We start from the raw sequence: 23,957 nt of genomic DNA, 5'->3' as shown, positions 1-23,957 counted from the left end.
CCCTTTCTCAGAGCCCGAAGAGTGCACCGAAGGACCGTGCGTCCATCTGGCCGCTCGGCTTCGGTTGTTGTGGTCGGCGCGCCTCGTAGCGCTCGACCGCCGCCGCGTGCGCGGCCGGGGGCCGGTACGCGACGGCGCGGAGGACTGGCAGCGGAGGTGTCGGATCGGCCGACCGCGACGCCGCCTTGGCTTCCTCGGGGTCGGTCGTCCACTTGACGTACTCGGCCTCGAGCCACCAGTTCTGAATGTCGACCAACGTGGCGATGTTCTCGTCGGTGCGAGTCCACGTCTCGGTCAGGTCATCGAGCAAGAGGGTGACGTCCTGCCACAGCTTCGACGTCAGTGCCGCCCGCAGGTCGAGCCCGTACTGCCGCTGGAAGCGGCCAATGTATGCGCCCCAGCTCTCCCGGATGGAAAGCAGGAAGTCTAGAGCGCCAACGCGTTTCCCTGGCGGTCCACCAGTCCTGCGAGGTTGTTGATGTACAGGAAGATCCGCCGCGACTCGGCGATGCTCCGCGTGTCGAGGATCGCCAGCAGCTCCTCGATCTTGTCGTGATCCTCCTCGGGCAGCAGGATCTTGAGCACCGCCCGGTTGCCCTCTGCGACCTCAGACGGCGTCAATTCGCTCGGGTCCGCGCGCTGCAGGTCCGACCAGGCCCATACGGTGTCGGGACTGAAGTAGCGGTTGATCGAGAAATCGACGCCTTTGATGGTGACCGGCACCGGCTCGGTGCCCGGCGTGCCGACCTCCAGGATGCTGGCGAGGTCGATGCGCTCGACGGGCTCGGTCTCGATGGCCTCGGGCTCGACGGCAGGCGCGGTGCTCTTCTTGGTCTTGTTGCTCGGCATGGTGTGTCAGCTCTCCTGTGGGATGAGTCGGGGATCGAGATGAGGCGGCGCCGACCGGGGCCGCTCCCCGGCCGGCACCGCCCACGGGGCACTAGGGCGCCAGCGGGTTCCAGTTGCTGATCGGGACCAGCGGCGAGAGCGCGAGGATCTCGAACTCCCAGCCGTCGAGGTCCTCGCCGGCGAACGTACGCGGCGGCGGCGAGCTCAGCGTGGCCTTCTCGGTGTAGAAACCGACGCGGTCGGTCGAGGCGTTCGACGGGTCCGCGAGAGTCCAGATCAGAGCGAACTCCTCAGCGTTTCCGCCGACCCACTTGTAGACCTCGGACGTGCCGACCTGAACGATCTCGCCACCGAGCAGCGAGGTCAGGACCGCCGCCTTCGAGTAGTCGACCGCCCGGAACTTGGTCGTGTCCTCACGCGGCCCACGGCTCAGCGCGTAGGTGGAGTCGCGCTTGTTGAAGATCGTGTGTTTCTTGATGTCCTGGTTCGGCTCGAGGTTGAATCCGGCCTGGATACCGCCGAACGCGTCCCAGGTGACTCCGGGCGAGGTGCCGGTCACGAGCGGGTGCGCCCACGGATCTTCCGGGAGAGCGGTGCCGGCGGGCGCACGGTAGGCGTCGCCGTCCTGCCAGACGTAGGCCTTGGAATTGTCGGGGGTGGTGCTCATCTGCAAGCTCCTTCACTGCGCCCACGAGGTGAGCGGTCACTGGAAAATGGAGAGACCCCGGCCTGGCGTGCCGAGCAGGCACCAGACCGGGGTCCCGGTCACCCAACCTCGCCGTGCCTCCGCGGAGCGGGCTGCCTGGCACAGGGGCGGGTGGTCTATCGAGGGCCGGAGCCCACCTTCATCAGAATCTCGATCACCGACCGGTACAGCGGCGACTCCGCGCCACGCTCACGGTCGACCATCGTCGTCGGGCCGGCATCCCACTCGGAGCGCCACGTGACCCCGCGGAACTCGAATCCGCCACCGCGACCCATCTGCCGGTGCCGATCGAATATCCGGCCGGCAAGATCCGCGACGTCCCACGACAGCTCCTCCGGATCCATGTCGATGCCCTCATCGACGAGGATCTCCGCCGCAGGGACCCACACCGACACGATCAACCGCGGCTTCGACAGCTCGATGTTCTGCCGCCGGTTGACGCCGGTGTAGATCGTCACGCACGGTCCCCGGAGCGGATCCGGAAGCTCCCTGGTCGTGATCCGCTGCGGATCATCGCCCACGAGCTCCATGAACTCCGGCGTCGACCGCAGCAGCTCGCGCGCAGCTCCCGGAGCGAACGGCGTCTTGCGCGTGATCATCACGACGATCAGTGCCCTCTCGGTCGTGCACCGTAGTACGTGCCGTACCGCGACGCCGCATTGATCAGAGTCGCGTGCGCCGGCGTATCGCTGGTGCCGTACTCCTTGTGGATCGCAGTCTCATCGGTGTCGGAGAGGGTGACGTCCTCGCCCTCCACGATCACGGTGATTCCGTCGCGGTACTCGCCGGTCAAGACCGGCGCCTCCGCGCGGGCGTCAGAGGCGGCGCGGTGCGCGACCTGCGCGCGCTGCTCCACCGACGTCGCGTTCGCCTGCGCGATCGCGGCCTTCGCGAACACTCGCGACCGCAGGGACACCGACGCCGCCACCGAGCTAGTCCTTCTTATTCCGCAGGTACTCGCGGTAGGCCGACCCGTACCGCGACCCGGTGTGGACGTTGCCGTCGTCGTCCTTCCACTGCACCAGGCCGGAATCGGGCGTGCTGTCCTTGGGTGCGGTGTCCGCGGCCGGCGCCGCCGCGACGGTGCTCTGTTCGTTCGCCTTGTCGTCGACGGGCTTGTCGTCGGTGGGCTTCGCTGCAGCCATGTCACTTCTCCTTGATGTCGGTCGCTCGCCGGATGACGAGCGCGATGTAGCGGGTCGGCGCCGACGCGCGACGCCGTTTGCGGGCCTTCGGTATCCGCACGATCGACCAGACCTCGCCGTCCGGGCTGATCGCCCGATGCTCGAGCGTGATCGGCCCCGGGATCTTGTTCTCGGCTGACGGGTGCAGGAGCAGCAGGGCCTCGGCCGCGACGACGCCACCCGGCAGCAGCTTCTCGTCAGTGCGAGGGAAGCGCTGCTCGAGAGACCCACGGACCAGTATCGGATCGGGAGCCGGTCCCGGGCGGCGATTGCCCGTCCCCTCGTCGACGGTTGTCGGGCGCGGCGGTCGGATCGCCCACTGCTCGGGAAACCTCACGATGACATCTGCACCGAGTACATGCCGTTGGCCGCGTCGGAGACCACCGGCGACAGCGCCGCGACCTGCGCGGCCGTCATCTCGACCGTGAGCCGGTTCGCCGCCGCCACCTGAGTCGTCCCGATCTCCGGGTACGTCTCGCCAGTCGACCGGAAGCCGAGCTCGATGTTCTCCAGCGCGGCAAGGACCATGTCGACGGCCACGCCCCGGACCCGCACCGCCGAAAGCGAGCCCGCCGCGATCCGGGCGTCGACGGCGACGACCCGGGCCCGAATCTCGGCGGATGCCTGCTCGCACAGCTCATCGAGCTGCGCGCGCTCCGGCGTGCCCTCTCCCGGCAGGTCCGCCGCCAGCAGCGTCGTGACGTCCGTGGCGGCGACGAGGGTCGGAGGCGTGGCCATCGCCGTCTCAGTCCTCGACGATCGAGGTTGCGCCGGTGTCGATGTTGCGCTCGACGGTCACGACGGTGCCGTCGCCCTTGAGCGCTTCGTACCGCTCGATGCGGTCCTTGCGCTTGGCCGGCGACTTGGCCGCGCTCTTGCGCGTCCCGCTGCGCTTGGCCGCGGGCTTGGCGTCCGCGGCAGGCTCCACAGTCTCGGGAGCGGCCTCGGCGTCGGTCGCCGTGTCGATAGCGGTGACGTCCGCGTCAGCGCTGGTGTCGGTTTCAGCCATGATCTTCTCCTGGTCAGGCGGCGATGACGCCGCGGAGTCGGGCAGCGGCCTTGCCGCCGAACAGTGCGAGGCCGCAGTAGAACTCGATGCGGGTGCGCAGTGCGGGCTTCTCCTGCAGCTGACCGAGGTCGTCAACCTGGACGCCGCCGTTGGTCAGGCCCGTGGTCGCCTGGTCGCCGTCCGTGCCGCCGAAGCGGACCGCGTACATGCTCGAGGTGTTCGAGGCGGTACCCAGCGTCTCGTTGACCGGGAGCACCTGACCGCCGGACAGGTTGTCACCCAGATCCAGGATCGGGACACCCTGCCACTGCGCGACGCGCTTGCCGGTCATGTCCTCCTTGACGATCTCCACGCCGCCGATACGTCGGCCGGCGGAGATGATCTTGGAGCGCGCCTGCCGCGATGCGTAGATCGCATCCGCGCCGGGGCACGCGGCGAGCAGCTCGTCCATCTTGTCGAAGAATGCGTGGGTGTCGGAGCTGCCGTCGCCGAGGATCGGCATCCCGTTGGTGCCGGCGTCGATGACCTGGTTGCCGACGACGCGCTTCTTCAGTCCGTCGAAACCCTTCGGGTCGGTCACGACATCACCGTTGATGAAGTGGTCGTTGAACTTGTAGCTCATGGCCTTGACCTTGAGCTTGTCCTGCTCGGCGCGCTGATTGAACACGTTCGACCGGGTCTGCTGGATGAAGCGGTCCACGTCGGAATCGCCACCGAGGATGACGAGCTTCTCGGTGAGCTGGTTGAACGTGCCGGTCGACTCGGTGTAGCCCTCGTTGACACCACGGAACGCGACACCAGGCAGCGTCTGCTCCTGGTCGTACGCGTACGCGTTGCCTTCGATCGTCATCAGCGGGAGCCGGTCCAGGATCGGGGACTCCTGCACGAACATCTCGTGAATGGCGCGCGACAGCTGATTCTCGGAGAGAACCGCGGCTTCGGCCAGAGTGACAGCCATGAGCTGTTCCTTTCTTGTGATCCCGAAGGCAGCCGCCGCCGGGGGTCGTTACTTGCTGGTCTGGTAGTACACAGACGCACGAGCGACACCAGGTGCCGCCGTCGCCGCCGTGTCGTTGGCGCCCGCCCCACCGACGCCCGCGCCGTCCGTCCGGTGTCCGGCGGCGGACTGAGCGTCCATGTCGGACTTGAGCTGCTGCGCATCGGCGAGCATCTCCTCCGGGGTGGCCCCCGCGATCCGCTTGGCCCACGACAGCGGCAGGCCCGCCTTCTCGGCGGCCTCGTACTGGTCGGCCTTCAGCTGAGCGGCGCGGTGTTCGGCGTCGCGCTTGGCCTCGGCCTCCTGCTTGCGCTGCTCGTCGGTCTTGTTCTTGTCCTCGATCTCGGCGAGCTTCTGCGCCAGAGCGTCTCGCTCTTTCTCCGCAGCAGCCCGGCCCTTGCGCTCCGACGTCAGATCGGCCAGGACAGCGTTCTTCGAGTGCTCCGACTTGAAGACATCGCCACCGTCTCCACCGTCGCCGCCGTTGTCGCTTCCGGCATCGTGCCCGCCGTCGCCGCCAGCGCCTCCTGCGCCGCCACCGCCGCCGCCGCTGTTGTCTTCGCCCATCGCGAAGAACCGCAGTCGCGGATGGCGCCCCTCCGGAGCGCACGGAGTGATGACCGAATGCAGGGTGCTGGGAAGGGTGCGATGCGACATGACAGGCTCCATCTCGGATGAGTCCGGATCTCCCGGACAACACAAAGAAGGCCCGACCGCATCTCGCGGTCGGGCCTAGAAACGACGAAACCCCCAGCCGTTCAAGGCATGGGGGTAACCACCGACATCAGTATGCCTGTGGATAACTCAGGATGCAAGCGCTCAGGACGCAGGTCGCTCGAACGCCCAAATGCTGGCCTCGGTCAACCCCGCGGCGCGCTCTGCAGGCTGGAGCTCCAGTCGTATCCCGTGGTCCTCGAGAAGCGACCGACGCATCTGAGCAAGGTCGTCGAGGTCCGTCACGAGCTCGAAACCGAGAGTGTCGTCGTCGAGTGCACTCATTGCCCCGCCCTCACTCCCTCGTGATCACCATCGTTGCTCGCCACATATTGATCTGCGGATCGAACCTGGACCCGACCAGTATGTACTTGAGCCCGCGGCCAAGCAAGACTTCGCCCTGCCCCGCGTACTTCGAGACGTCCTCGATCACCGCAGCGGGGGTCCCCGGGGGGACTTTGACGGTCAGCCTGACAGGCTTCTTGTAGTCCTTCGTGTTCCCGCCATCCGGCATCCGAGATGTCGACATGTACCCGTGCTCACGACGAGGCGACCCCTCGACCTTGACCAGGTCCTCACCACGCGTCAGCTTGAACGCGTCCAGGCCGACCGTCCGAGTCAGCTCGATCGGCTCTGTCGTCGGACGCTTCTGCAAGACCGCGTCGAGACTCTTGACCTTGGCTCGCAGATCGGGGCGTAGTTCAGCGTCCAGATCGCCGCGAGACCGACGCAGCCAGTTGTTGATGTCACGGTGGCTCGGCCCCGTGTACTCCTCGACATGCCTGCGATACTTACCGGTCAGCGCTCGCACGTCGGACCGACTGCGCTTGATCCACTCATCGCCCCCATCTCCTCCGGTCCTACCCCGCGTCGGACGCTTCGTCGGCGGATCGAGCAGGTACCCGTGGTCGTGCAGCAGTTCAAGCGCCAGGTCCCGATCACCGTCGGCGGCCTGGTAGATCGCATCCGGCATCAGCCGCTGCTTGGCGGGATGCTTCCCTCCCGGACCCCGACCGAGGCGACTGCCCGCGATACCGCGCCGCGTCGTCCCCTCGGTCGTCACCGACCGCACCCGAGCTCGTCCCCCGCGTGAGTTCCGGATCGCCTCGGCTTCGGCCTTCGTGATCCGCCCCGACGCGAACGACAGTCCTGCGCCCCGGCGTGCGTTCACTACCTGGTTGATGTCCGCGCCATCGCGGATCGCCTGCGCGCCAGCCTTCGTGAACAGTCGATCCTGCTGCGCGCGCGAGAGCCCGTCGAAATGCGCGCGGGCATCGACCGTCGCGAGGTCGAGGAACCGCGTGTCGGCCGGGACATGCTCGCAGTCGCAATGCGGGTGACGATCGAATGCGTCGGCGGCGCGGTACGTGCGGCCTGCGAGCACCACGCACCGCGCACACGACGAGCCGACGAGCTTGCGCGTGTACCCGACCCGCGGTCGAGTGACCGTCTCCAAGCTCATCGCCGCGCGGCTCGTGTCAGAGGTGACCGTCAGGAGTTTCGTCATCAGGTCCAGTCGCGCGGCGCGCCAGCCCTGCGCCGCGGCACCGAGCTCCATGCCGGCACCGGACAGCGCGGCACTGTCGCTGGCCGTCCGCGCAGTCGTGATCGCAGTGCCGAGCAGACCGGTGATCGAGCGGCCGTCTCCGGCGACGCCGATCAGCTGGCTCGCGTCGACCGCCGCCTCCGCGCGGCTGCTGCTGCCGGTGTCTGCAAGGATCTGTGGGACCGCCTGCGTCGACAGGTCGATCAGCCGAGGCTGCACCGCCTCGACGACAGCGGCCATGCGCGGCCCACGCTCAGCGAACCACTCGTCCCAGTCCCCCGGCGGCGGCGTCGTGCCCCACAGTGCCAGCACGCGGGCCAGCGTCGGCCGGACGAGGCTGTGCCGCTCTCGCGTGTAGCGCTGCGAGGCCTGCGGAGCGTCGAGCACGTCGCGCTACTCTCCCGATCCGAGGCCAGCGGCCGCCAGATCCAGCTCCATCGCCTCGCGCGCCTCCTCCTTCGCGTGCTCGATCCACGCATCGACCTTGGTCGGCGTCGCTCCGGGGAGGATGTCCCAGGCGTCGCGCTTCGGGAATCCTGCGCCCTGGACGAGCTTGACGATGCCGTCGACGATCTGGCCGAAGCTCTTTGGGGCCTTGTCTGCCCACGAGATCTCACGGTGGACCGGTGTACGGCCGTGCGCGCGGTCCATCAGCTGCATCGCCTCGGACAGTCCGCCCGCGGCTTCGCCCTGCAGATCGCCGACGAGGGCCTGCAGCGTGGCGTCCGCTCCGGCCATCGCATCGCCGGACAGGTTCGCCATCTTGTCGAGTGCGTACTGCGGGGGCACTTGCCCCTTGGTGAACAGGTCCGTGAGGAATCGGACGTAGACGTTGACGTAGCGGTCGAGGTTGGACTCGTCCAGGTCGAACACCTTGGTGTCCTTGCCGGGGAAGATCAGCATCCGGTCGACGCCGACGCGCCCACCCTTGCGCAGCGCTGGCACCGGCTCCCCGTTGGGGCCGATGATCGGCTGACCGTCCGGTCCCTTGAGGTAGATGACGTCGCCGGAGGCATCACGCAGCAGCGGGTCGTATCCGGTGGCGACCCGCTGACGGAACGCCGAGAACTGCATCGCGAGCAGCGTGTTGAACCGGATCGTGTTGATGGCGTCCTGCATGTCGATCAGTCCGTCGATCGCGGCGTGAGGGACGTTATCGGCGTCGACGCGCGACCCGATCTGCACGAACGGGAGTGCGCCGAGCCCGTGCACGGTCTCGCTGACCTTCGTCCACTCGCCGAGCGTGCCGGCGGACTTCTTCATCCACCGCACAGCGGAGACATCGTCGTACACCACGGCGTACTCCCGAACCCCGACGTCAGCACCCGGCGGCGTCCACAGTCCCGTCGCCGCCCGCTTCTTCTCCGTCCACCGCTTCACGACGTACTGCGTCGAGAACGGATCCTCGGGCGAGGGCTCGAAGTGCAACCGGCGAACGTTCTCCACGTACATGCGGCCACCGCCCGGAACCTTCGACACCGACAGCGCGGCGCGACCGTGCACCATCATCGATGAGTAGAGGATCCGCTGACGGGTGTGCATCTTGGCCGCGGTCATGTACTGCCAGGCGTCGGTGTCGACCTTGCCCTGCTCGTCGGTGACCGACTCCATCTCCATGCGCTGCACCGGCACGTCCATCGCAGGCGCAAGCCAGTTCGCGATCGCCTGCTTGCGGAGCTCGAGGTACTCGACGCTCACACCCTCCGGCGCGTACGGCAGAGCTTGGTTACCGCGGTAGTTGTCCTCCCGGCGCTTCCACTCCTTCTCGGCCGCCGCGATCGCCGCGGTGCCGACGTGGAGCCGCTCCAGTTCGTCCTGCATATGGGGTGGTCCCTTCTAGCTGTAGCCGTACATGACGGTGCTGATTTCGGCGCGCTCGACCTCGTCCCACGCGTCCGCCGCGGTGACGTCTCCTGCTGCCTCGCACGCGAGGATCGACGCGATCGAGGCGTCGATCTTGCGGTGGTACTCGCCGTGCGGCTTCCCGAGCCCGTAGCGCTGCGCCGGGCGCGGCACCTTGCGGGCATTGCCGACGTGCTGCGTAGTGATCGGGCAGCCGTCGTGCGTCACGGTCCCAGTCCGCAGATCGGTCTCGAACCGCTTGATCGCCTCGTACATCGCCTTATCGCGGTTGGTCGCCCACTCCATGACCCGCTTCTCGCCGTGCTTCTGCGACCACGCCCCGATCTCGGAGTAGTAGCCGAACGGGTCGGCGTACATTCTCGCGACGCGCCACCGCTGGAAGATCTCGTCGACCGCGACATTCACCTGATCGCGGGGGATCTCGCCGCCGAACTCCGCGGGATTCCATATCGTTGGCCGGCGGTCCGGGCCGAAGCGCGGCGTGAAGCTCCTGCCGCTGCGGGTCTGGCAGCGGATCGCCGTCCAGTCATCGGAATCAGAGCCGTCGAACCCCACCGTGATCTGCGTGCCCTTCGGCGGATTCGGCAGCCACACCATCGGCTTCTCACGACGCGTTGGCATACGCGCGCTCCCACAGTCCGGCCTCGAGCCACGCGCCCATGCCCGTGGTCTCGCGGTTGCCGAAGAATCGTTCGGCCTGTGCCGGGTCGGTCTCCATCAGGTCATCGATCTCTGCCTCGATCGACGCGAGCGTGACCCACGGCGACGAGCTGTAGACCTCCTCGAGGATCTTCCGGCGGTCACGACGGTTGCCCCAGCTCAGCGACTTCGACGGGCGCCGCCAAAACTTGAACACGTCCTTCGCCGTGCTCTCCCACGTCTGCTGCGCGTACGAGTTCTCCGACGCGTCCCACGCATTCGTCGTCGCCATCGTGCGGCCGTCCATACCGGCCGCGCCGCGCCGCTGCGTCTCAGCGACCTTCAGCAGCTTGTTCGCCTTCGTGTACAGGCCTGCCTCGTCGTGGAGTGCGAATGAGATCGGGTTACCGAGACGAGAGTTCGCGGCCGCGGTGACGATGTCGATGCGGTTGTCCTCGCCCGGCAGTCGGATGAAGCCCTCTCGCACCAGCATGATGTCGGCGAGCGGGCCCATCTTGATCATCGACGTCAGCGGGCGATACACATTGTCGACCGCGTCAGCAGACGGCGCGGTGAGCTGGATGAGCGGCGTCGGTTGAGGCATCCCCATCGGCTCACCCGGCTGATACTCGTGCTCGAATCCGCAGTTGCAGCCCCAGTCAGCGCACGCGTAACCGTCACCGGCCCCGGCCCACCCGGCGAACAGTGACGGTCCGACCGCCTCGAGCGCCGCGATCGTCGCCGACCACGGCCCCTTGCCCGACTTCTGAGGGCCGACGATGAGCGACCGCCGGTGCATGAAGGCCTGCGCCTTCATCGGCCGGCGCGGCTGCCACTTCGCCGACGAGCGGACACGGTAGTGCTGCGCTGTGCAGTAGAACTGGTCGTCACTCATCACGAACGGGCGACCCTTGTCGAACCCGTCCGGGACCGAGCAGTGCGCCTGCACCCACGGATCCTGAACGTCGGCGAGAGTCGGGAAATCGACGATGAAGCCCTCAGCCTTCGCCATCGGGCACCGCTCGCATCCGCCGGCCACCACCGTTTGTCCGGGCGGCGCCGTGGCTCTGCCTCACCGCCTCCTGCTTCTGCTGCTGCTCTGGGTTGGTCGTCGCGTCGTCATCGACGATCAACCAGCCGTTCTCGCGGAGCCCTGCCGGTGTCATGCCGATCTGATCGGCGAGTCGCTGCGCCGCGGTGATCGTCGCGGCCGTCGCCTCCGGGTCCTCGGCGCGCACCAGCCACCGCACGTACATCGCGACAGCTCGGTGACGCCACGCCTCCTTGATCCACTGCCCCGCCTGCGGCGTCCGCCAGAGCGACGCCCACACCACGCCCTCGCGCTCGGTACCGTCCGGCAGAAAGTTCGACAGCGGAGGGAAGTCACCGGCGTAGCCGCCCACCGTGAGCTTCTTCGCGCGCACATCGCGGGCGTCCGACCGCGCCGACGTCGGCGACGGCGTCGGTCCAGAGCGATTACGGGCACCTCCGTGTCCAGCCATGACGAAACCACCTATCCGCCGGCATCTCGCCGACATCAATTGAGCGGCCCGGCATCTCGCCGAGCCAGCGTGAATCAGCGGCGCGTCCAGCGCACCGCTTGATAGACATCGAGACGGTCAGGAATCCACCGCAGGAGGTGCAACGCCGTCGCGATCACCGCGCCGTCGAGCACACACCGCATCACGCGGTTGCGGTTCCGAGCCCTATCCATCCCCCTCGACAGCAGATGCTCCGGCCGACCCGACCGGTAGCACTGCCGCTCCCACCACAAGACGGCCGCGACCAGCAGCGCCCACGCACGGCCAGCCGTCATCCGTCGTCGCCCATCAGTGCGAAGCCGACCGGCGTCGTGTCACTCGATAGCGCCGCATCGACGCCGTCCGAGTCGCCGTCATCCCAGCAGAGCTCGAGCGCGACGAGCTCGTGCCCGAACAGACGAACCGCGATCATCACGCCTGCGAGTCCTCCCGGTCCGCGCGCTCGTACGCCTCGAGCAACGGCCGCAGCCACCCGGCACCACGGTCCGACGAAGGCGAGTAACCGAGCATCCAGCCGAAGTACGTGTCGAGCGACTCCTCGACCAACGCGAACAGCTTCTCGGAGACGTCGTCGTACGGGTCCGCCGCGACGACGTCGCCGCAGTCACCGACCATCAGTAGGTCGTCACTCATCGTGTTCTCCGTTCGCGAGGTCGAGCAGGACGTCTGCGTGGCACGGCTGGTCGAGCGGACACCAGCAGGCCAGGTCGTGACCACGTAACTCAGCGAGCGCGCCCTTGATCGCGATCATCTGCACGTGCGGTCCGTACCACCACCACGCGGAGTCGGGGCCGTAGGTCAGATCGCATCGGAACGCCTCGACGGCATCGGCGAGCAGTTCCCGCACAGGCGGGTCGGCGCCCAACAGCTGGTACGCGACGCTGCGACGGTGCATCAGTTCGGCGGTGTACGGGTTGCCCCACTTGCTCGGCCTGCCCACGTAGATCGCACCGTCAGGCATCCGCCAGCCCCTGGTGCGCTTGCGCTGGATGCGCTTCGGGTCAGCCACGCCCACTACCTCCCGGATCGTCTTGAACCCTCCGCACCTTTTTCAGCCCTCCCCGGCGGCGTCGGTGCTTCGGCCTCGCCAGGGGGTGCCCCCCAGGTGTCCCCTGTTCGAACGATGTTCGAACGGTTCGAGTGTCCGATTTGACCGAGTCTGGGGTGGTGGTGTAGGCCGCGAGCGCGAGCTGGACGCGCCTGCCTTTGCGGCTGTTGCAGGAGCGGCACATCACCTCGAGCTCGCCGTCCCACGCTCCTCCTGCCTGCTGGTCGTGGACGTGGTCGGCGGTGAGGTCCGCCGAGCCGTGGGGTGCGCGTTCGAAGCCGGGGCACCAATCGCCGCGGGTGGCGCGGTGGGCGGCGACGGCGGCGGCGCGGCGTTGAATGTCGGGGCCGCGGTTGACCTTGGTGGGGGTAGTGCGGCGTTGATGCCTGTCGACCTGTGCCTGGTGCTTGGGGCAGCGGGGGCGGTCGCTGAGGGTCGGGCAGCCGGGCTCCGAGCAGACCCGCAACCGGGCGCGGCTCATGCTGACCCCTGAGACAACAGATCCCGCGCGCCCTGCTGCGGGCACGCGGGAACCAGCGCCCTCAGTATGCCCTGTGGATAACTCACCGTGCAACCGTCCTTCGACCTCGACGCGTCGGCTTCGCTCCCGGTCGTGCCGGGCACAGATCGTGGTGGCCCTGCGTCGGCGGATGCCACTCGCAGTCCATGCACCGGCCGTGCTCGCGTCTCTCCTGCGGCGTCAGCAGATGGCGTATCGGGTCCATCACTTCACCTGCCCAGTCATGCGTGGGAACCAGCGCTGCGCATCGAAGTCGGGGTGCTCGGTCCAGACCTGCGCGATCACAAGCAGCCCGGCCGCGAGCGGGTTGTCGGTCGGCGGGAGATTGCGCGCCTCGAGATGCTCGACGATGGGCACGCTCATCATGGCCAGCGCGTCCACGATCCGCCGATGCTTGGCCGGGTCCGGCATCGACTCAGCCGCCGCGGCTTCATCCTTCAGCCGTGCCTCGATGAACTCCACGATCGTGCTCATGCCGGCAGCTCCACCTTCTGCTCGCGGCGGCACGTGCCGTTGTAGGCGATCAGCGCTGCCGTCTGCGTGAGCTTCGGGATGCTGCCGTCCCATCCCCGCGCCTTGAGTTCATGCGCCCGCGCGACCAACTGCGACGGCGTCACGCTCGACAGCACATCGGCCAACCGTCCGGTGTGCACCTGGCCCCGGTAATCGAACAGCACCAACGCGAGGCCCTTGATGATGTTCGCCTTGCGTGCTTCCGGATCGGCCGGCCAGACGTCGCCGACGAACTCCAGAACATCGCGCAGCGTCTGCAGATCGCAGCGCCGGTACACGAACTCGAGAGCGCTGCAGCACTGCAGCGCGTTCTCGACTGGACTGTGGCTCACTCGGTACCCGAACTCGGTGCACACTGCCTCGATCGACGCGACGTCCTTGTCTCCGGCAGCGCGCCGCGCGTACCAGCGATCCCAGTTCGACAGCTTCTTGGTGGTGCGGTCGATGTCCCAGAACAGCGCCGCCTCCTGCTGGACAGTCAGCCCGCTGTGGACCGTGCACGGCAGCGCCATCGTGGGATCGAGAAGGCGTGCAGCGGCCATGCGGTGCTGGCCGTTGATGACCGCGTATCGCGGCTCGCTGGTCTCTCCACGGTCGGAGACCTCCAGCGTGCCGACCAGCCGCGGTTCCCACTTGACCGACATCGCCTTGGCGCGGTTCGGGTCGAGGTCGCGCTGGTACTCGGGGTCGGCGAACAGCTCGTCGACTGAGATCGCGGTGACGTAGGTGGCGGAGGGTGTGGTGGTCATCGGTTCCGTCCTTTCCAGACGATGAGGGTGGTCACGGCCGACCAGGCCGCGGAGGTGCAGGAGAACCAGGCGAAGAAGGCGGCGGTCATCGGTCGGCCCTGCCCGCGACGGGGTGCAGGCGCTTCGCGAGCCAGTCCCACTCACGCATCGCCCACGCGGGCTGTCCGTGCCAGTCCAGGCCGCACGCGTCCCGGGGCGGGTCGCAGAGCAAGCCGTGGCAGACGATGAGCGGCTCGGCCTGCCCTGCGGCGAGGCGCTCGATGGGCGAGACGTCGGGGTCGAGCGGCTGCGTCAGGTCGAGCTCGGCCGGGTAGTGGATCCGCATCGTCGGGTACCCGACGCCCTTGCTGGTGCGGCCACCGCACCACGGGCACAGCCCGGCCAGCTCTTGCCCGTCGCGAGCATCGCCCAGCAGCCGTGCGGCCGTCGTGATCACCGGATGCAGTCGCGCCTCGATCCACATGACGATCGGCTCGTCGTCAGAGCGGGTCGCCGCGTCAGCCTGCGGGAGGAGTCGAATCGCCAGACGCAGCCACGGTCGAGGGTCGGCCGACGCCGCTCTGGCCGGCAGCCAGATCTCGGGGCGGTACTGCGGGAGCACATGCGTCATCTCTCGGACGATCCACTCCGCGACCGATGCGATCTGCGACAGGACGTCGAGGACCGACACGTCGGCCGGCGTCGGCCGCGCCACGCCACGCAGACCGCGCCGCTCGATCTCGCGGACGCGCAGCATCCGCGATGCCCGCCGCTGATCGTGCTGGACCCACCGGCGCGGGGTGCCTCGCTCGCGGAGCGCACCGACGTACGGCCACGCCGCCGCGAGGTACTCGAGGTCACGGCGAGCGTCGCGGGCCTTCGCCGCCAGGCGCCGCTGGTAGTCGATCGAGGCGTCGACGGGTCGGCGGACGACCGCGGGTGCGGGTGCGGTGCTCATTCGGCACCACCCTCGCACTCGTACGAAGCGGCGAGGAACTCGACGAGCCGCACGAAGCTCGGGCCCACTGCTCGCGAGACCAGGTACTGCTCGCCGAGCGAGTTCACCTGGCACACTCGAGCAGTCCACTGACCTGAGCTGCGGTCCTTGCGGATGGTGATCTTCTTCTTCACGGGTAGTACTAACCCTTCGATCGGCGAGCACGACGGCCGCCACGGCGGCCTCGGCTACGTGAGGAACTGTCACGGTGAGGAGGTGGTAGAGATTCGCTACCCGTCCCGACCCGACCCGACCCGTCCCGACCAGACACGACAGATCCTGGACCCTTCGTATCTGTCAGATCAGGTTGATTTCTGTCTGGTCCTGGGGTGTCTCGTCCGTCTGTGTCGGCCGGGGCCGGGGAGCTGGCGCCTGCGGCAGCCGTGCTCGGTGAGGCCGCGCCTGCGGCTGCAGGCCTCTGTGTCTCAGTGGGCGCGCCGGTGGCTGCTGCTCGCGGTCCCGGTGGCGCGCCTGCGGCTGCTGCCTTGCCCGGGGACTGGGGATCTCCGGTGTGGAGATCGGGTTGAGACGGCATCCCCGGCGCTGCGCCTGTGGCTGCTGCGCCCGACGTCGGCATCGCGCCTGCGGCTGCGTGCTCTGACGTGTCGCCCGCGGGCTGCGGGTCGTCCTGGGATGCGGGGGTGGTGTCCGGCTGGCTGCCGGGCACACGGACGAGATACTTTGCCATGTCGGCCGGTGGGGTCGCGGTCGGGACTGGTAGACCGTTCTTGGCGCGCCAGCGGTTCTCGGCGAGCCACGCGACGGTGGTCGTGGAGTAGAGCGGTTCTGTCGGGGCGTCGAGCAGCTCCTCGACACCGGTCGGGAGCGACCCGTCCTGGCGCGAGGAATTGCACGTCTTGCAGCAGACGACGTACGTGTCAACGGTGGCCGGCTCTCCCGGCTCCAGATGGTCGTACGTGCCAGCCCGACCGGATTTCCGGTCGAGCCAATCGACGACCTTCCCGCACCACCGGCAGGCGTCTCCATCTCGGAGGCGCACCGGTACGACGAGGGCGGGTCGGTTCGCGTCCGCCTTGCGCTGACGCTCCCAGTCGATGTCCTTCTTCAGCCGCAGGTGTAGGAAATCCGGCTCGTCGTCGACGAGCTTGTACACCTTGACGCCGTCGCCATACTCGCGCTCGGTCATCAGCCCGGCGAACACGCAGACGTCGATCATCGTCTGAGCCCGGGTCGGTCCTGCGATCATGACCGCGGTCCCTCGAGTGATGACGTAGTCCGTCAGGTGCGCCGCAGCCTGGGTCGAGCACCGGGCAAAGAAGCCGAACACCTCGTTGAGGAGACGATCGTCGAGCTCCGGATGCTCCAGCACGTTCATCGGCAGGGGATGAAACGCCGACGTGTCTCCATAGCGTGCCCACACAGGCAGATGCCTCTCTTCTTTGACGACTAAACCGGAACACTCGCAGGCAGGGGGCGCTCTCGCGCGGCCGCGGTCGCTCACCGGGACACAAACCAGACGACGGTGCAAATGACCGCGAGGACCGCGACGTCGTACGCCACGTCACGCAGCCAGCCGCGCCACACCAACGGCAACCGGCCCATCACGCCTCCCCGTCGAGGGCGCGGCGGATTCGGCGGTGCGCGAACTCGACGCCGTTGTAGAAGGTGTCAGGGCCGCCGACGCGGCGCTCCCCGAGTGATTCCAGCCATGCGTCATGCGCTGCGTCATCGGCCGAGTCCAGATCGAAGCGGTGGGCGTGGACGCGCTCGTTCGCTTCCTGCACCCGCTCGACAGTGGCGCGCAGATTGTCACGCCCGACCTCGGCGTTGTGGAGGTTCCTGGACAGCTTCGCCCAGTCCCCCTCGCGGAGCTTCTCCAACTCGGCCTGCGTGCGAAGAAGAGTGTCTCCGATCGAGTCGAACTGGCCGAGCGCGGCGTACAGGATCGCGGCGACGCCGTGATTGTTGTGCTCGACGTGCCATTCGGCCCACTTGCGGAGCTCCTCATCGGACACGCCGACCTGGACCTTGATGGTCTCGCTCACGTTGCGCTATCCGTCCAGTCGCACGGACGTGATGTTGACGTCCTCGTAGTGGCAGATCGTGGCGTAGATCGGCGCGCCGTTCTCGTCGACGTCGACCGGGGTGTACGAGGTGAACGCGGCCGTCGCACCGTTCGGAGTCGGGCACTGCTCGACGCCGGGTGCGGTGTAGCCGGTGTCGTCGTCATCGGCGATGGCGTGGGTCGCCCATCCGTCGTCGTTGACGGTGGTGATTGCGGCCGGCTGCGTGTCGGGGTCGTCCGCGGCGGCGAGTCCCGCGCCCAAGGTGGTGGCGGCGAGTGCGGCGAGTGCGGCGAGTGCGGCGATGGTCGTGCGGATCATGGGAATCTCCTGGCGGCGGAAGGGTCGGTGCGAGCGGGAGTCAGTCATGGTTCAGCTCCTCGTCCCACCAGCGCTCAGCGGCGGCGATCGCGGGGTCGCGGGGTTCGTCAGTGGGCATGGTCAGTCCCCTTCGTTCGTGAAGTGCGGTGTGCGGCAGCGCGGATCGTCGCAGTCGTGGCGGAAGTCCTGCCGGGCGTTGAACGACACGTCAGCGGAGCCGTCGTAGCAGGAGTAGCGATGCCCGACGTCGAGGGTGCAGTGCGCGTCAGAGGGTCCGGGGTCGCCGCAGTGTCCCAGCGGCCACGTCGGAGCGACGGGGTCAGTGCCGGTCATCGCGCACCTCGCTCGGCTCGGAAGTGCCAGCACGACGGGTGCTCCTGGCACGCGTCGAATGTCGCGTCGCGGTCGATCTTCGCCATTGCCTCGCCGAGGTCAGCCATGAGGCCGATGGGGATTCCAGCGGCGGTCGTCGTGCAGTGCAGCTCGATCACCTCAGTCACGGTTCTCACCCGCCACGGCCGCTTTGTCGAAGCCTCCGTCGATCAGTGCCTGCGCGAGTATGCGCGGGTCGGCGTCCCCGGTAACGAGGTCGAGCATCAGCTGGTTCGCGGCGTCGATGACCTTCTGCGCGGACCGCTGCCAGGCCGTCTCGACGGCCACGAAGCCGGTAGCCGTGGGCTTCCGCAGAATCTCTGCAAGGACGTGGTCGACGGCGGCGGCGATTCCCTCGTCCCACGGTGTCGAGTCGGGAGAGAGGGGCGGGCAGCCGGCGGCGACTACCGCGGCGGTGTACGCCTCGGAGGCGCCGTCGTAGAGATTCTGGCGGGTCTCATTGGTGCTCATTGCGGGTGATGTCCTTCCGAGTGTGCGGGCGTGATGTTGTTTGCGGCCATCAGGGTCTCGACCTCTTTGGTGAGGTGTCGGAGTCGAGACAGCAGAGCGGTGAGGATGTGGTCGGCGGCGGCGCCGGCTGATTTGGCGCGCTCGGCGTTGCGGATCTCGACGCCGTCTGTGACGACTGCCGGGCTGGCCGGGTTCGACATGACCGCCTGCGCTGCGATGTGGAGCCGCAGGTCCGCCGAGCGGCGCTGCGCGCACGTGGGGCACGGGCACTCGACGGTGGCCTTGCGTTCTTCGGCGACGTCGAGGATTCCGAAGCGCGAGTTCGGGAGCCCGAGGACGCGGTAGGTGACCGTCGCCGGATCGAACTCGCACAGCAGCTCCTTCTGCCCGTTGCGGCGGGTGACGAAGCGGAGGTCGAAGGTCTGGTTGATCATGCTGCTGTCTCCTCGCGGTGGGTCTCTCGGCGGATGATGACGCCGCTCGGGATCGGGCCGACGATGACCGTGTCGCCGGGCCACCACTGGTCGGCGGGGATCGTCCAGACGTCGCGGCCGAGCGAGTCGAACCCGGCGTGTACGAGGCGGATCGGCTGGCCGGCCGGGATGATGGTGCGGTTGCCGTCCGGGTCGAGACCGCTGGGCAACTGCGCGTGCGCTGCGGTGATACGGCGGCACCAGGTCGGCTGCCCGGTCATCGGTTTGGGGTCAGCGTCGTTGCGGACGGGGCCAGGGCGGCGCCGGTCTGCGTCGCGGGCGACCATGAGGTTGCTCATTGCGTGAGCCTTTCGTGTGGGTGTCGGAGATGTCGAAGATGGAGGCCTGGCCGGGGATCTCCGGCGGCGGTGCGGTCGACTGGTCGCGGCCGAGGAACCGGCAGATCTGGATGCGTCGCTCGAGCGGGAGCGAGAACCACCAGAGGTCCGGGTCCGGGTGACCGGTCACGTCTCGTCGGGCACGAACTGGAACTGTTCGCGCCAGGCCAGCAGCCAGTCCCGCTGCGCAGCCTTCGACAGGTCCGAGTACCGCTCGGGGTGCGCGGCGCCGATGAAGTCCTCGCCGCACCGGACGACGACCATCGCGGCCTCGTCGTCGGCGACCGACGCGATGAGGTTCGAGCCGTAGGCCTTCGCGGCGGCGGTGAAGCGGGTGATGAGATCCGGTGAGATTCCGAACGACTCGACCGACCCCTCGACGGCGAGTTCGCGGGAGATCATGCGCGGGACGTTCGGGGCGTGATCGTGCGGCGGGAGCATCGGGAGTTCGAGCGTCTCGCCGGGGATCATCCCGGAAACGTCGGCGAAGTGGACGTAGAAGACCGGTGCGAGGTCGGGTTCGGCGTCCGGGTCGGGCGCGGTGGACTCTGCGACCACGGTGAGGCCGGGACGTTCGAGCTGTTCGTAGTCCGGGCGGTCCCCGTCTGCAGTGTCGTCGGTGTTCTCGACGGGGTGCATCTCGACGACGAGGCGCAGCTGCAGAAGCGCCTGGGTGTCGACGTCGTCCTTTTTCTTCACCTTGAACACGGCGAGGACCTTGGCGACGTCGGCCGGCGACAGGTCGATGTGCCGGGCGTGGGGGTCCGAGGTCTCGTCGGCGGGGACGATGACGGCGACCCGCGCAGCTGCGGCCGAGTAGCCGTCTGATGCGGTGACGGTGATCGCGGCCGGGTCGAGGTGGCAGCGGAGGCGGTAGGCGTGCGCGTGCTCGGCGCGCTTGGATGCGTGCGGCAGGACTGCGCCGAACGCGCGGAGCATGTCCTCGGTGCCGACCGTGACGGACAGGATTGTGGCGGAGAGGTCGGCGCTCATGCGGCCACCACCGGTCGGACGGTGTACGCGCGGCTGCGGTTGAGGTGATGGATGCCTGCGCCGGGCTGGTGGGTGCGGGCCTCGCGGTATTCGCGGTTCCACAGTCGGATCTGACGCTCCCAGGCGAGGTCCTCGAGCTGGGTCCAGTCGCCGCCCATGCGGGCGCGACGGTTGCGGGATTCTGCGGTCTGGCCACCGACGAGGGGGTGGCGGGTGCGCATCATTCGTCATCACCTGCTGCGGTCGCGGCGAGGATCGTGACGTTGAAGGCGTCGAGCATCGCCTGCTCGATGGTGGAGAACGTGTACCCCATGTCGCGGAGGAGGTCGGCGTACCTGGCCGCTTCGCGTGCGGCGAGGAGGCCGATGCCGGGTGCGCCCTTCGGTCCGCGGGTGAACCAGATGTCGGCGTTGTCGAAGGCGCGGCCGATGGCGGCGGTCCAGGTGAAGGTCAGCGGCGACACGTTGGTCAGCCAGTCGTCGATCGCGGCGGGGAAGTCGTCGTAGTCGATGTCCTGGAACGTGTCGAGCTTCCCGAAGTCGATCCACCAGCCGTCGTCGGGGTCACCGAAGGTGAGCATCCGGCCGACTGCCTTCTCGCGCACCGTGTCGGGTGCCTCCGTGACGAAGCGGCGCCGGACCTGGGTCGCGGCGTACACGGCCTCACGCTCGAGTTCCGCAGCCTCTCGCCGCCGCACAGTCTCTTCGTGGTCGACGTCGTCCGACGATCCGCCGTCCCGACTCCGGTCGGGCGCGGGGGCGTCGGAGTCGTGGTCAGCGGTCGGGGTCGAGGTCTCGGCCGCCGGCTTCTCCGGATTGATTCGGTACTGGACCAGCGTCACGTTCGGTGCGCCTTTGCCTACGAGGATGTACGCGAGCTCGCGCTCCTCGTCGGTGAGTGCCTCGTACGCTTGCGCGTCCCAGGTGCGGTTCATCCGGAACTGGACGCGGACCTCGTCGACGCCGTGCTCCTCGGCGACCTGCCGATATCCTCCGCCGACGCTGGGGATCTGGCGGACTCCGAGCGACTTGGCTTCCTTGGTCTGCTTCGCGACGCGGACGGCGTTGGCCGCGCGGATGGTGACCCGCTCCTTCTCCATCTCCCAGTTGGCGGTACCGAGTGCCGCCTCGAGGTCGTCGCGGTAGTCGGGGTGGTTGGCGATGAACTCGGCGTCGGCGAGGGTGACGGCGTGGGTGTGGATCTTCTCGCGCAGTTCCTCGGGCAGGCCGGCGACCTTCACGCGCTGGCGGACCTTCGTCTTGGACATGCCGGTGCGGGCGGCGATGTTCGCGACGGACTCGCCGAGGTCGAGCATCGCCTGGACGCCCGCGGCCTCCTCGGCCGCGGAGAGCGGTTCGCGCTCGCGGGCGGTGGCGAGCATGGCGCCGATCTGGTCGGCTGGGTCGGTGAGGTCCTCGCGGAGCACGCACGGCAGGTCGTCGAGGCCGAGCTGCTTGGCGGCCGCGTAACGGCGGTGGCCGTCGATCACGATCCACGTGTCGTCGGCGCCGGACGGGTGCGGTGCGATCGTGATGGCCTGCAGGACGCCCTGGGCCTTGATCGACGCGGCGAGGGTTTCGACGGACTCGGCGTCGCGGCGCGGGTTGTCGGGGTGCGGGTGGATGCGGTCGAGGGCGACCTGATTACTGCTCGGCACTGTGAGCCTTCTTTCCGTGGCAGGTACGGGAGTGGAGGGTGAACAGGAGCTCGCCGTCCGCGAGAGCGGCAGCGAGGTCGGTGCCCGTCAGAGCGCGGCCGTACATGACGCGCTTGCGGGTCGCCGGGTCGAGGGTGGGGACGCGCTTGACGGTCCCCGCGTCATCGGGCGAGTAGTCGACGCACAGCCAGCCGCCCTCACGGACGCTCGAGCGCCACCAGCGGATCGGCTGGCCGCACGTCTTGCACTTGGTCGCGTTGACGCTCACGTGACCGCCCCCGTCTCGGTGGGGTGCAGGATCACGTGGGTCAGGAGGTCACCGATCGCGGCCAACGTCGCGTTGAGCGTCCCGGCCGGGGAGTCGAACGCGGCCCGCGGCAGCGGTCCCGCCGTGCCGATCAGCACGTCCCCGCCGTTCTCCGGCCATGCCGCCGCGGTGACGATGATCTGCCCAGCACTCGATTCGGCCGGCGCGCACGGGAGCGGGGTGCCCTCGCCGTCGCAGAACCTCACGTCGAGCTTGCGGCGGCGACGCGCCAGCAGCCGGTGCGCCGCGTCGACGCGACGTGCTGCGAGCGCAAGCTCACCGAGCTGCGCGGACTCCACTGCGGCGCGGCGGGCCGACAGATCCGTCACCGTCGCCGTCATCGCGCACCGCCTTCGGTGCCGTGAGCGGTGGCCGGCTTCGTCGGCCGCGCATCCCCGCGCGGCCGACGATCGGCCTCCCCTACGCTCGAATCGCCACAACCCGAACAAGGAGAAGATTCATGGCATCGATTGTTTTCAACGGGATCACCTACGAACAGGTGGAACCTGCCGTCTTCGAGGCCGCGCGCGAGCTCGTCGAGGCCATCAGTAACGGGCAGGGAACTGGTGCCCTGATCTCCCTCACTGGTCCCGGGGACGCTGGAGTCGATACCTGGCATCGCATCTACTTCACGCCGGGCGCCCCGATCACCTTCATCGAATGATGGGCGGGAGGCCGTAGCTGCGTAGTGGGCGGCGAGGTCAGCGGCGCGGCAGATGACACCGTTCGCGCCGCCGGCCGCGGCGCTGACGAGCCCCTGCAGCGAAGCGACGACCGAACGACGGGTGATCCGTGTCTTGGTCATCGCGCACCACCAGCAGGGGCAGCCACGCCTCGGGCGGTGGCGCGGCGGAGCTGCGCGCGCCGACGGCGGCGAGCCGCGGCGCGGGCCTTCTGCTTGCGCGCCTTGGCGCGGTGCGTAGGCCACCAGTCACCCGACTGCCGGGCGCGGTGATGCGGCACGCGGTCCGCGACGTCGTCGGCCGACTCGGTCGGCATCCAGTACGCGAAGGCGACGAGGCCGATCAGGCACAGTACGAACGTGGTCGGGGTGATCGAATCCAGGATGGGGAGCATGGCAGCTGTCCTCCGAATGGGTGAATCGAGAAATGGAAGCGGGCTGGACTGACGCCCCGTCAGGGCGTGATGTCCGTTTGGTGACATACGATCCGGCGATGACGAACCGCAGGAAGTCCGCGTTGGCTGGAATCTGTTTGGCGATCACCGCATTCGGGATCGCAGGGTGCAGCAACAGCGAAGGGATCGAGCCAGCCGTTACGACTGCCGACACTTCGACGACGTTCTGCGAGGTTCAGGACGACGACTGGTCGGCGAACTTCTACATCGAGCCAGGCCCCCTCGGTTGCAGTGGATTCGGCGACGCGGTCACGTTCTCGGCGGCGACCGCCCTCGACCGGCAGTGCGATATCGGGGCTGAACAAGCGGTCTACGCCCTCGCGTACGACGCGAACAGTCGAATGGCCGCACTGGGCCGCTGCGTGAACACCAGCGGCAGCAACGTCCCGACGTCGCCTACCCCGTAGCCGCTGCATCAGGCGCCAGCTCGGAGAACTTCGTCACCGAGGAGCACCGCTACCGGGACTCGGAGGTACTCCGCTATCGCAGCGACCTCCTCGACGGTGAAGGGCACGTACCCGTTCAGTCGGCGACTCAGGGACGCCTGAGTCCACCCGAGCGACGTCGCCAGTCGGGTCTGCGAGGCCTTACTCCGTGCCATCTCGGCCCGAACGTTCCGCTGAACAGCTCCACTTACGCGCTGAGCTAATGACTCGCTGTGCATGGCACCTAGTACTACGCGCTGAGCTAATGACTGTCAAGCATGTAATTCAAACGCGGAGTGCCCTAGTTGGCTGAACGCCGTTGCCGACTATTCGCTGTGCGAGTAATGTCCTGCGCATGACGACATTTCAGGTAGTAGACGGACACCGGGACGAGTCACGATCAGAAGCTGCTGCGCGTCGCCTTCGTGGAGCACTTGCCGAGCTGCGCATCTCGATCAGCGAAGTAGCGCGGCGCATCGACATGACCCAAGGCGCACTCTCCCGCCGCATGACCGGTCACGTGGAGTTCACCCTCGACCTGATTGACCAGATCTGCGAGGCGACCGGGATTTCGTTCACGTACAT

The 23,957-nt window shown here is 68.1% G+C and carries 40 protein-coding genes and 1 pseudogene; 3 read left to right on the top strand and 38 right to left on the bottom strand.

All coding sequences use genetic code 11. From position 1 onward, the window contains the following. Positions 1-7: 7 nt before the first annotated feature. From P5P27_RS02560 to P5P27_RS02385, 36 genes are all read right to left on the bottom strand, one after another. Positions 8-310, bottom strand: coding sequence for a hypothetical protein (locus P5P27_RS02560; RefSeq protein WP_006894532.1), 303 nt, complete (start codon positions 308-310; stop codon positions 8-10). Positions 311-426: 116 nt separating this feature from the next. After that, on the bottom strand, positions 427-849 hold the full coding sequence (locus tag P5P27_RS02555; protein ID WP_278126261.1) for a hypothetical protein: 423 nt from the start codon (positions 847-849) through the stop codon (positions 427-429). A 91-nt stretch (positions 850-940) separates the two neighbouring features. Next, entirely contained in the window at positions 941-1,516 is a 576-nt protein-coding gene (locus tag P5P27_RS02550; RefSeq protein ID WP_006894530.1) for a hypothetical protein, read from the bottom strand. A 155-nt stretch (positions 1,517-1,671) separates the two neighbouring features. Continuing rightward, complete coding sequence (locus tag P5P27_RS02545; protein ID WP_278126260.1) at positions 1,672-2,154, bottom strand: hypothetical protein; 483 nt, start codon at positions 2,152-2,154, stop codon at positions 1,672-1,674. 8 nt (positions 2,155-2,162) lie between these two features. After that, positions 2,163-2,483: a hypothetical protein gene (locus P5P27_RS02540; RefSeq protein ID WP_006894528.1), complete on the bottom strand. Its 321-nt coding sequence runs from the start codon at positions 2,481-2,483 to the stop codon at positions 2,163-2,165. Positions 2,484-2,487: 4 nt separating this feature from the next. Further along, a complete protein-coding gene (locus P5P27_RS02535; protein WP_278126258.1) occupies positions 2,488-2,700 on the bottom strand; it encodes a hypothetical protein in 213 nt (70 codons plus the stop codon). Between the two features lies 1 nt (position 2,701). Next, positions 2,702-3,076: a hypothetical protein gene (locus P5P27_RS02530; protein ID WP_006894526.1), complete on the bottom strand. Its 375-nt coding sequence runs from the start codon at positions 3,074-3,076 to the stop codon at positions 2,702-2,704. After that, entirely contained in the window at positions 3,073-3,477 is a 405-nt protein-coding gene (locus tag P5P27_RS02525; protein ID WP_278126256.1) for a hypothetical protein, read from the bottom strand. The genes P5P27_RS02530 and P5P27_RS02525 overlap by 4 nt, the downstream gene beginning before the upstream one ends. Positions 3,478-3,484: 7 nt before the next feature. Further along, entirely contained in the window at positions 3,485-3,748 is a 264-nt protein-coding gene (locus tag P5P27_RS02520; RefSeq protein WP_278126254.1) for a hypothetical protein, read from the bottom strand. A 13-nt stretch (positions 3,749-3,761) separates the two neighbouring features. After that, positions 3,762-4,706: a major capsid protein gene (locus tag P5P27_RS02515; protein WP_278126253.1), complete on the bottom strand. Its 945-nt coding sequence runs from the start codon at positions 4,704-4,706 to the stop codon at positions 3,762-3,764. Between the two features lie 48 nt (positions 4,707-4,754). Continuing rightward, entirely contained in the window at positions 4,755-5,402 is a 648-nt protein-coding gene (locus tag P5P27_RS02510) for a hypothetical protein (protein WP_278126252.1), read from the bottom strand. Between the two features lie 352 nt (positions 5,403-5,754). Then, entirely contained in the window at positions 5,755-7,392 is a 1,638-nt protein-coding gene (locus P5P27_RS02505) for an ADP-ribosyltransferase (protein ID WP_278126250.1), read from the bottom strand. A gap of 6 nt (positions 7,393-7,398) precedes the next feature. Then, positions 7,399-8,826: a phage portal protein gene (locus P5P27_RS02500; protein ID WP_278126248.1), complete on the bottom strand. Its 1,428-nt coding sequence runs from the start codon at positions 8,824-8,826 to the stop codon at positions 7,399-7,401. A gap of 15 nt (positions 8,827-8,841) precedes the next feature. Further along, positions 8,842-9,489, bottom strand: coding sequence for a hypothetical protein (locus P5P27_RS02495; protein WP_006894518.1), 648 nt, complete (start codon positions 9,487-9,489; stop codon positions 8,842-8,844). Next, the gene (locus P5P27_RS02490) at positions 9,473-10,519 is read right to left on the bottom strand and encodes a hypothetical protein (RefSeq protein WP_006894517.1); all 1,047 of its coding nucleotides are present in this window, start codon (positions 10,517-10,519) and stop codon (positions 9,473-9,475) included. The genes P5P27_RS02495 and P5P27_RS02490 overlap by 17 nt, the downstream gene beginning before the upstream one ends. After that, positions 10,506-11,009 (bottom strand): hypothetical protein, encoded by a 504-nt coding sequence (locus P5P27_RS02485; RefSeq protein WP_006894516.1) that lies wholly within the window; start codon positions 11,007-11,009, stop codon positions 10,506-10,508. The genes P5P27_RS02490 and P5P27_RS02485 overlap by 14 nt, the downstream gene beginning before the upstream one ends. Before the next feature lie 74 nt (positions 11,010-11,083). Beyond that, the gene (locus P5P27_RS02480; protein ID WP_006894515.1) at positions 11,084-11,323 is read right to left on the bottom strand and encodes a DUF7427 family protein; all 240 of its coding nucleotides are present in this window, start codon (positions 11,321-11,323) and stop codon (positions 11,084-11,086) included. Further along, entirely contained in the window at positions 11,320-11,460 is a 141-nt protein-coding gene (locus P5P27_RS02475; protein ID WP_278126244.1) for a hypothetical protein, read from the bottom strand. Before P5P27_RS02475 ends, P5P27_RS02480 begins: the two co-directional genes overlap by 4 nt. Further along, complete coding sequence (locus P5P27_RS02470; RefSeq protein WP_278126242.1) at positions 11,460-11,681, bottom strand: hypothetical protein; 222 nt, start codon at positions 11,679-11,681, stop codon at positions 11,460-11,462. Before P5P27_RS02470 ends, P5P27_RS02475 begins: the two co-directional genes overlap by 1 nt. Further along, positions 11,674-12,009 (bottom strand): DUF4326 domain-containing protein, encoded by a 336-nt coding sequence (locus P5P27_RS02465; protein ID WP_423201249.1) that lies wholly within the window; start codon positions 12,007-12,009, stop codon positions 11,674-11,676. Before P5P27_RS02465 ends, P5P27_RS02470 begins: the two co-directional genes overlap by 8 nt. Before the next feature lie 811 nt (positions 12,010-12,820). After that, positions 12,821-13,090 carry a hypothetical protein gene (locus P5P27_RS02460; RefSeq protein ID WP_006894511.1) on the bottom strand — a complete coding sequence of 90 codons (270 nt, stop codon included), beginning with the start codon at positions 13,088-13,090 and terminating at the stop codon, positions 12,821-12,823. Next, complete coding sequence (locus tag P5P27_RS02455) at positions 13,087-13,878, bottom strand: DUF6551 family protein (protein WP_006894510.1); 792 nt, start codon at positions 13,876-13,878, stop codon at positions 13,087-13,089. Before P5P27_RS02455 ends, P5P27_RS02460 begins: the two co-directional genes overlap by 4 nt. 85 nt (positions 13,879-13,963) lie before the next feature. Further along, a complete protein-coding gene (locus P5P27_RS02450) occupies positions 13,964-14,815 on the bottom strand; it encodes a hypothetical protein (protein WP_278126236.1) in 852 nt (283 codons plus the stop codon). Then, positions 14,812-14,988 carry a hypothetical protein gene (locus P5P27_RS02445; RefSeq protein WP_006894508.1) on the bottom strand — a complete coding sequence of 59 codons (177 nt, stop codon included), beginning with the start codon at positions 14,986-14,988 and terminating at the stop codon, positions 14,812-14,814. Before P5P27_RS02445 ends, P5P27_RS02450 begins: the two co-directional genes overlap by 4 nt. Positions 14,989-14,996: 8 nt before the next feature. After that, the gene (locus tag P5P27_RS02440; RefSeq protein ID WP_278126234.1) at positions 14,997-16,190 is read right to left on the bottom strand and encodes an HNH endonuclease; all 1,194 of its coding nucleotides are present in this window, start codon (positions 16,188-16,190) and stop codon (positions 14,997-14,999) included. Positions 16,191-16,416: 226 nt separating this feature from the next. Further along, positions 16,417-16,860 carry a hypothetical protein gene (locus P5P27_RS02435; protein ID WP_278126232.1) on the bottom strand — a complete coding sequence of 148 codons (444 nt, stop codon included), beginning with the start codon at positions 16,858-16,860 and terminating at the stop codon, positions 16,417-16,419. 6 nt (positions 16,861-16,866) lie between these two features. After that, positions 16,867-17,199 carry a hypothetical protein gene (locus P5P27_RS02430; RefSeq protein WP_278126230.1) on the bottom strand — a complete coding sequence of 111 codons (333 nt, stop codon included), beginning with the start codon at positions 17,197-17,199 and terminating at the stop codon, positions 16,867-16,869. Between the two features lie 120 nt (positions 17,200-17,319). Further along, positions 17,320-17,532, bottom strand: coding sequence for a hypothetical protein (locus P5P27_RS02425; protein ID WP_006894503.1), 213 nt, complete (start codon positions 17,530-17,532; stop codon positions 17,320-17,322). A 159-nt stretch (positions 17,533-17,691) separates the two neighbouring features. After that, positions 17,692-18,042 carry a hypothetical protein gene (locus tag P5P27_RS02420; protein ID WP_278126228.1) on the bottom strand — a complete coding sequence of 117 codons (351 nt, stop codon included), beginning with the start codon at positions 18,040-18,042 and terminating at the stop codon, positions 17,692-17,694. Next, positions 18,039-18,476: a hypothetical protein gene (locus P5P27_RS02415; protein ID WP_278126226.1), complete on the bottom strand. Its 438-nt coding sequence runs from the start codon at positions 18,474-18,476 to the stop codon at positions 18,039-18,041. Before P5P27_RS02415 ends, P5P27_RS02420 begins: the two co-directional genes overlap by 4 nt. Next, entirely contained in the window at positions 18,473-18,814 is a 342-nt protein-coding gene (locus P5P27_RS02410) for a hypothetical protein (RefSeq protein WP_278126224.1), read from the bottom strand. The genes P5P27_RS02415 and P5P27_RS02410 overlap by 4 nt, the downstream gene beginning before the upstream one ends. Positions 18,815-18,979: 165 nt before the next feature. Further along, the gene (locus tag P5P27_RS02405) at positions 18,980-19,846 is read right to left on the bottom strand and encodes a hypothetical protein (RefSeq protein ID WP_278126222.1); all 867 of its coding nucleotides are present in this window, start codon (positions 19,844-19,846) and stop codon (positions 18,980-18,982) included. After that, entirely contained in the window at positions 19,843-20,070 is a 228-nt protein-coding gene (locus P5P27_RS02400; RefSeq protein WP_278126221.1) for a hypothetical protein, read from the bottom strand. The genes P5P27_RS02405 and P5P27_RS02400 overlap by 4 nt, the downstream gene beginning before the upstream one ends. Next, a complete protein-coding gene (locus P5P27_RS02395) occupies positions 20,067-21,503 on the bottom strand; it encodes a ParB/RepB/Spo0J family partition protein (protein ID WP_278126220.1) in 1,437 nt (478 codons plus the stop codon). Before P5P27_RS02395 ends, P5P27_RS02400 begins: the two co-directional genes overlap by 4 nt. Beyond that, entirely contained in the window at positions 21,490-21,771 is a 282-nt protein-coding gene (locus P5P27_RS02390) for a hypothetical protein (protein ID WP_006894495.1), read from the bottom strand. The genes P5P27_RS02395 and P5P27_RS02390 overlap by 14 nt, the downstream gene beginning before the upstream one ends. After that, positions 21,768-22,151: a hypothetical protein gene (locus P5P27_RS02385; protein ID WP_278126218.1), complete on the bottom strand. Its 384-nt coding sequence runs from the start codon at positions 22,149-22,151 to the stop codon at positions 21,768-21,770. The genes P5P27_RS02390 and P5P27_RS02385 overlap by 4 nt, the downstream gene beginning before the upstream one ends. Before the next feature lie 119 nt (positions 22,152-22,270). On the opposite strand from P5P27_RS02385, the gene P5P27_RS02380 reads away from it, so the two are divergent. Beyond that, positions 22,271-22,474 (top strand): hypothetical protein, encoded by a 204-nt coding sequence (locus P5P27_RS02380; protein ID WP_006894493.1) that lies wholly within the window; start codon positions 22,271-22,273, stop codon positions 22,472-22,474. A gap of 137 nt (positions 22,475-22,611) precedes the next feature. Here P5P27_RS02380 and P5P27_RS02375 read toward each other — a convergent pair whose 3' ends face one another. Then, on the bottom strand, positions 22,612-22,887 hold the full coding sequence (locus P5P27_RS02375; protein WP_278126216.1) for a hypothetical protein: 276 nt from the start codon (positions 22,885-22,887) through the stop codon (positions 22,612-22,614). Positions 22,888-22,985: 98 nt separating this feature from the next. On the opposite strand from P5P27_RS02375, the gene P5P27_RS02370 reads away from it, so the two are divergent. Beyond that, positions 22,986-23,354, top strand: coding sequence for a hypothetical protein (locus P5P27_RS02370; RefSeq protein ID WP_278126215.1), 369 nt, complete (start codon positions 22,986-22,988; stop codon positions 23,352-23,354). Positions 23,355-23,362: 8 nt separating this feature from the next. Here P5P27_RS02370 and P5P27_RS02365 read toward each other — a convergent pair whose 3' ends face one another. After that, entirely contained in the window at positions 23,363-23,548 is a 186-nt protein-coding gene (locus tag P5P27_RS02365) for a helix-turn-helix domain-containing protein (protein ID WP_244874914.1), read from the bottom strand. 179 nt (positions 23,549-23,727) lie between these two features. Here P5P27_RS02365 and P5P27_RS02360 point away from each other — a divergent pair. Next, positions 23,728-23,898: pseudogene (locus P5P27_RS02360) on the top strand (helix-turn-helix domain-containing protein); the annotation flags it as partial. Positions 23,899-23,957: the final 59 nt, after the last annotated feature.

Origin of the sequence: Gordonia sihwensis (assembly GCF_029632925.1) — a bacterium.
In the GTDB taxonomy this organism is placed as follows: domain Bacteria; phylum Actinomycetota; class Actinomycetes; order Mycobacteriales; family Mycobacteriaceae; genus Gordonia; species Gordonia sihwensis.
Note: the sequence above shows the minus strand (reverse complement) of the source record. Positions and strands in the feature narration are given on the sequence as shown.

What these genes read in the sequence shown, in the direction of transcription:
- P5P27_RS02555 (WP_278126261.1), bottom strand. Translation starts at nt 849, where the DNA reads ATGCCGAGCAACAAGACCAAGAAGAGCACCGCGCCTGCCGTCGAGCCC.
- P5P27_RS02550 (WP_006894530.1), bottom strand. Translation starts at nt 1,516, where the DNA reads ATGAGCACCACCCCCGACAATTCCAAGGCCTACGTCTGGCAGGACGGC.
- P5P27_RS02545 (WP_278126260.1), bottom strand. Translation starts at nt 2,154, where the DNA reads ATGATCACGCGCAAGACGCCGTTCGCTCCGGGAGCTGCGCGCGAGCTG.
- P5P27_RS02535 (WP_278126258.1), bottom strand. Translation starts at nt 2,700, where the DNA reads ATGGCTGCAGCGAAGCCCACCGACGACAAGCCCGTCGACGACAAGGCG.
- P5P27_RS02525 (WP_278126256.1), bottom strand. Translation starts at nt 3,477, where the DNA reads ATGGCCACGCCTCCGACCCTCGTCGCCGCCACGGACGTCACGACGCTG.
- P5P27_RS02520 (WP_278126254.1), bottom strand. Translation starts at nt 3,748, where the DNA reads ATGGCTGAAACCGACACCAGCGCTGACGCGGACGTCACCGCTATCGAC.
- P5P27_RS02515 (WP_278126253.1), bottom strand. Translation starts at nt 4,706, where the DNA reads ATGGCTGTCACTCTGGCCGAAGCCGCGGTTCTCTCCGAGAATCAGCTG.
- P5P27_RS02510 (WP_278126252.1), bottom strand. Translation starts at nt 5,402, where the DNA reads ATGTCGCATCGCACCCTTCCCAGCACCCTGCATTCGGTCATCACTCCG.
- P5P27_RS02500 (WP_278126248.1), bottom strand. Translation starts at nt 8,826, where the DNA reads ATGCAGGACGAACTGGAGCGGCTCCACGTCGGCACCGCGGCGATCGCG.
- P5P27_RS02495 (WP_006894518.1), bottom strand. Translation starts at nt 9,489, where the DNA reads ATGCCAACGCGTCGTGAGAAGCCGATGGTGTGGCTGCCGAATCCGCCG.
- P5P27_RS02490 (WP_006894517.1), bottom strand. Translation starts at nt 10,519, where the DNA reads ATGGCGAAGGCTGAGGGCTTCATCGTCGATTTCCCGACTCTCGCCGAC.
- P5P27_RS02485 (WP_006894516.1), bottom strand. Translation starts at nt 11,009, where the DNA reads ATGGCTGGACACGGAGGTGCCCGTAATCGCTCTGGACCGACGCCGTCG.
- P5P27_RS02480 (WP_006894515.1), bottom strand. Translation starts at nt 11,323, where the DNA reads ATGACGGCTGGCCGTGCGTGGGCGCTGCTGGTCGCGGCCGTCTTGTGG.
- P5P27_RS02475 (WP_278126244.1), bottom strand. Translation starts at nt 11,460, where the DNA reads ATGATCGCGGTTCGTCTGTTCGGGCACGAGCTCGTCGCGCTCGAGCTC.
- P5P27_RS02470 (WP_278126242.1), bottom strand. Translation starts at nt 11,681, where the DNA reads ATGAGTGACGACCTACTGATGGTCGGTGACTGCGGCGACGTCGTCGCG.
- P5P27_RS02465 (WP_423201249.1), bottom strand. Translation starts at nt 12,009, where the DNA reads ATGCCTGACGGTGCGATCTACGTGGGCAGGCCGAGCAAGTGGGGCAAC.
- P5P27_RS02460 (WP_006894511.1), bottom strand. Translation starts at nt 13,090, where the DNA reads ATGAGCACGATCGTGGAGTTCATCGAGGCACGGCTGAAGGATGAAGCC.
- P5P27_RS02455 (WP_006894510.1), bottom strand. Translation starts at nt 13,878, where the DNA reads ATGACCACCACACCCTCCGCCACCTACGTCACCGCGATCTCAGTCGAC.
- P5P27_RS02450 (WP_278126236.1), bottom strand. Translation starts at nt 14,815, where the DNA reads ATGAGCACCGCACCCGCACCCGCGGTCGTCCGCCGACCCGTCGACGCC.
- P5P27_RS02440 (WP_278126234.1), bottom strand. Translation starts at nt 16,190, where the DNA reads ATGAACGTGCTGGAGCATCCGGAGCTCGACGATCGTCTCCTCAACGAG.
- P5P27_RS02430 (WP_278126230.1), bottom strand. Translation starts at nt 17,199, where the DNA reads ATGATCCGCACGACCATCGCCGCACTCGCCGCACTCGCCGCACTCGCC.
- P5P27_RS02425 (WP_006894503.1), bottom strand. Translation starts at nt 17,532, where the DNA reads ATGACCGGCACTGACCCCGTCGCTCCGACGTGGCCGCTGGGACACTGC.
- P5P27_RS02420 (WP_278126228.1), bottom strand. Translation starts at nt 18,042, where the DNA reads ATGAGCACCAATGAGACCCGCCAGAATCTCTACGACGGCGCCTCCGAG.
- P5P27_RS02415 (WP_278126226.1), bottom strand. Translation starts at nt 18,476, where the DNA reads ATGATCAACCAGACCTTCGACCTCCGCTTCGTCACCCGCCGCAACGGG.
- P5P27_RS02410 (WP_278126224.1), bottom strand. Translation starts at nt 18,814, where the DNA reads ATGAGCAACCTCATGGTCGCCCGCGACGCAGACCGGCGCCGCCCTGGC.
- P5P27_RS02405 (WP_278126222.1), bottom strand. Translation starts at nt 19,846, where the DNA reads ATGAGCGCCGACCTCTCCGCCACAATCCTGTCCGTCACGGTCGGCACC.
- P5P27_RS02400 (WP_278126221.1), bottom strand. Translation starts at nt 20,070, where the DNA reads ATGATGCGCACCCGCCACCCCCTCGTCGGTGGCCAGACCGCAGAATCC.
- P5P27_RS02385 (WP_278126218.1), bottom strand. Translation starts at nt 22,151, where the DNA reads ATGACGGCGACGGTGACGGATCTGTCGGCCCGCCGCGCCGCAGTGGAG.
- P5P27_RS02380 (WP_006894493.1), top strand. Translation starts at nt 22,271, where the DNA reads ATGGCATCGATTGTTTTCAACGGGATCACCTACGAACAGGTGGAACCT.
- P5P27_RS02375 (WP_278126216.1), bottom strand. Translation starts at nt 22,887, where the DNA reads ATGCTCCCCATCCTGGATTCGATCACCCCGACCACGTTCGTACTGTGC.
- P5P27_RS02370 (WP_278126215.1), top strand. Translation starts at nt 22,986, where the DNA reads ATGACGAACCGCAGGAAGTCCGCGTTGGCTGGAATCTGTTTGGCGATC.
- P5P27_RS02365 (WP_244874914.1), bottom strand. Translation starts at nt 23,548, where the DNA reads ATGGCACGGAGTAAGGCCTCGCAGACCCGACTGGCGACGTCGCTCGGG.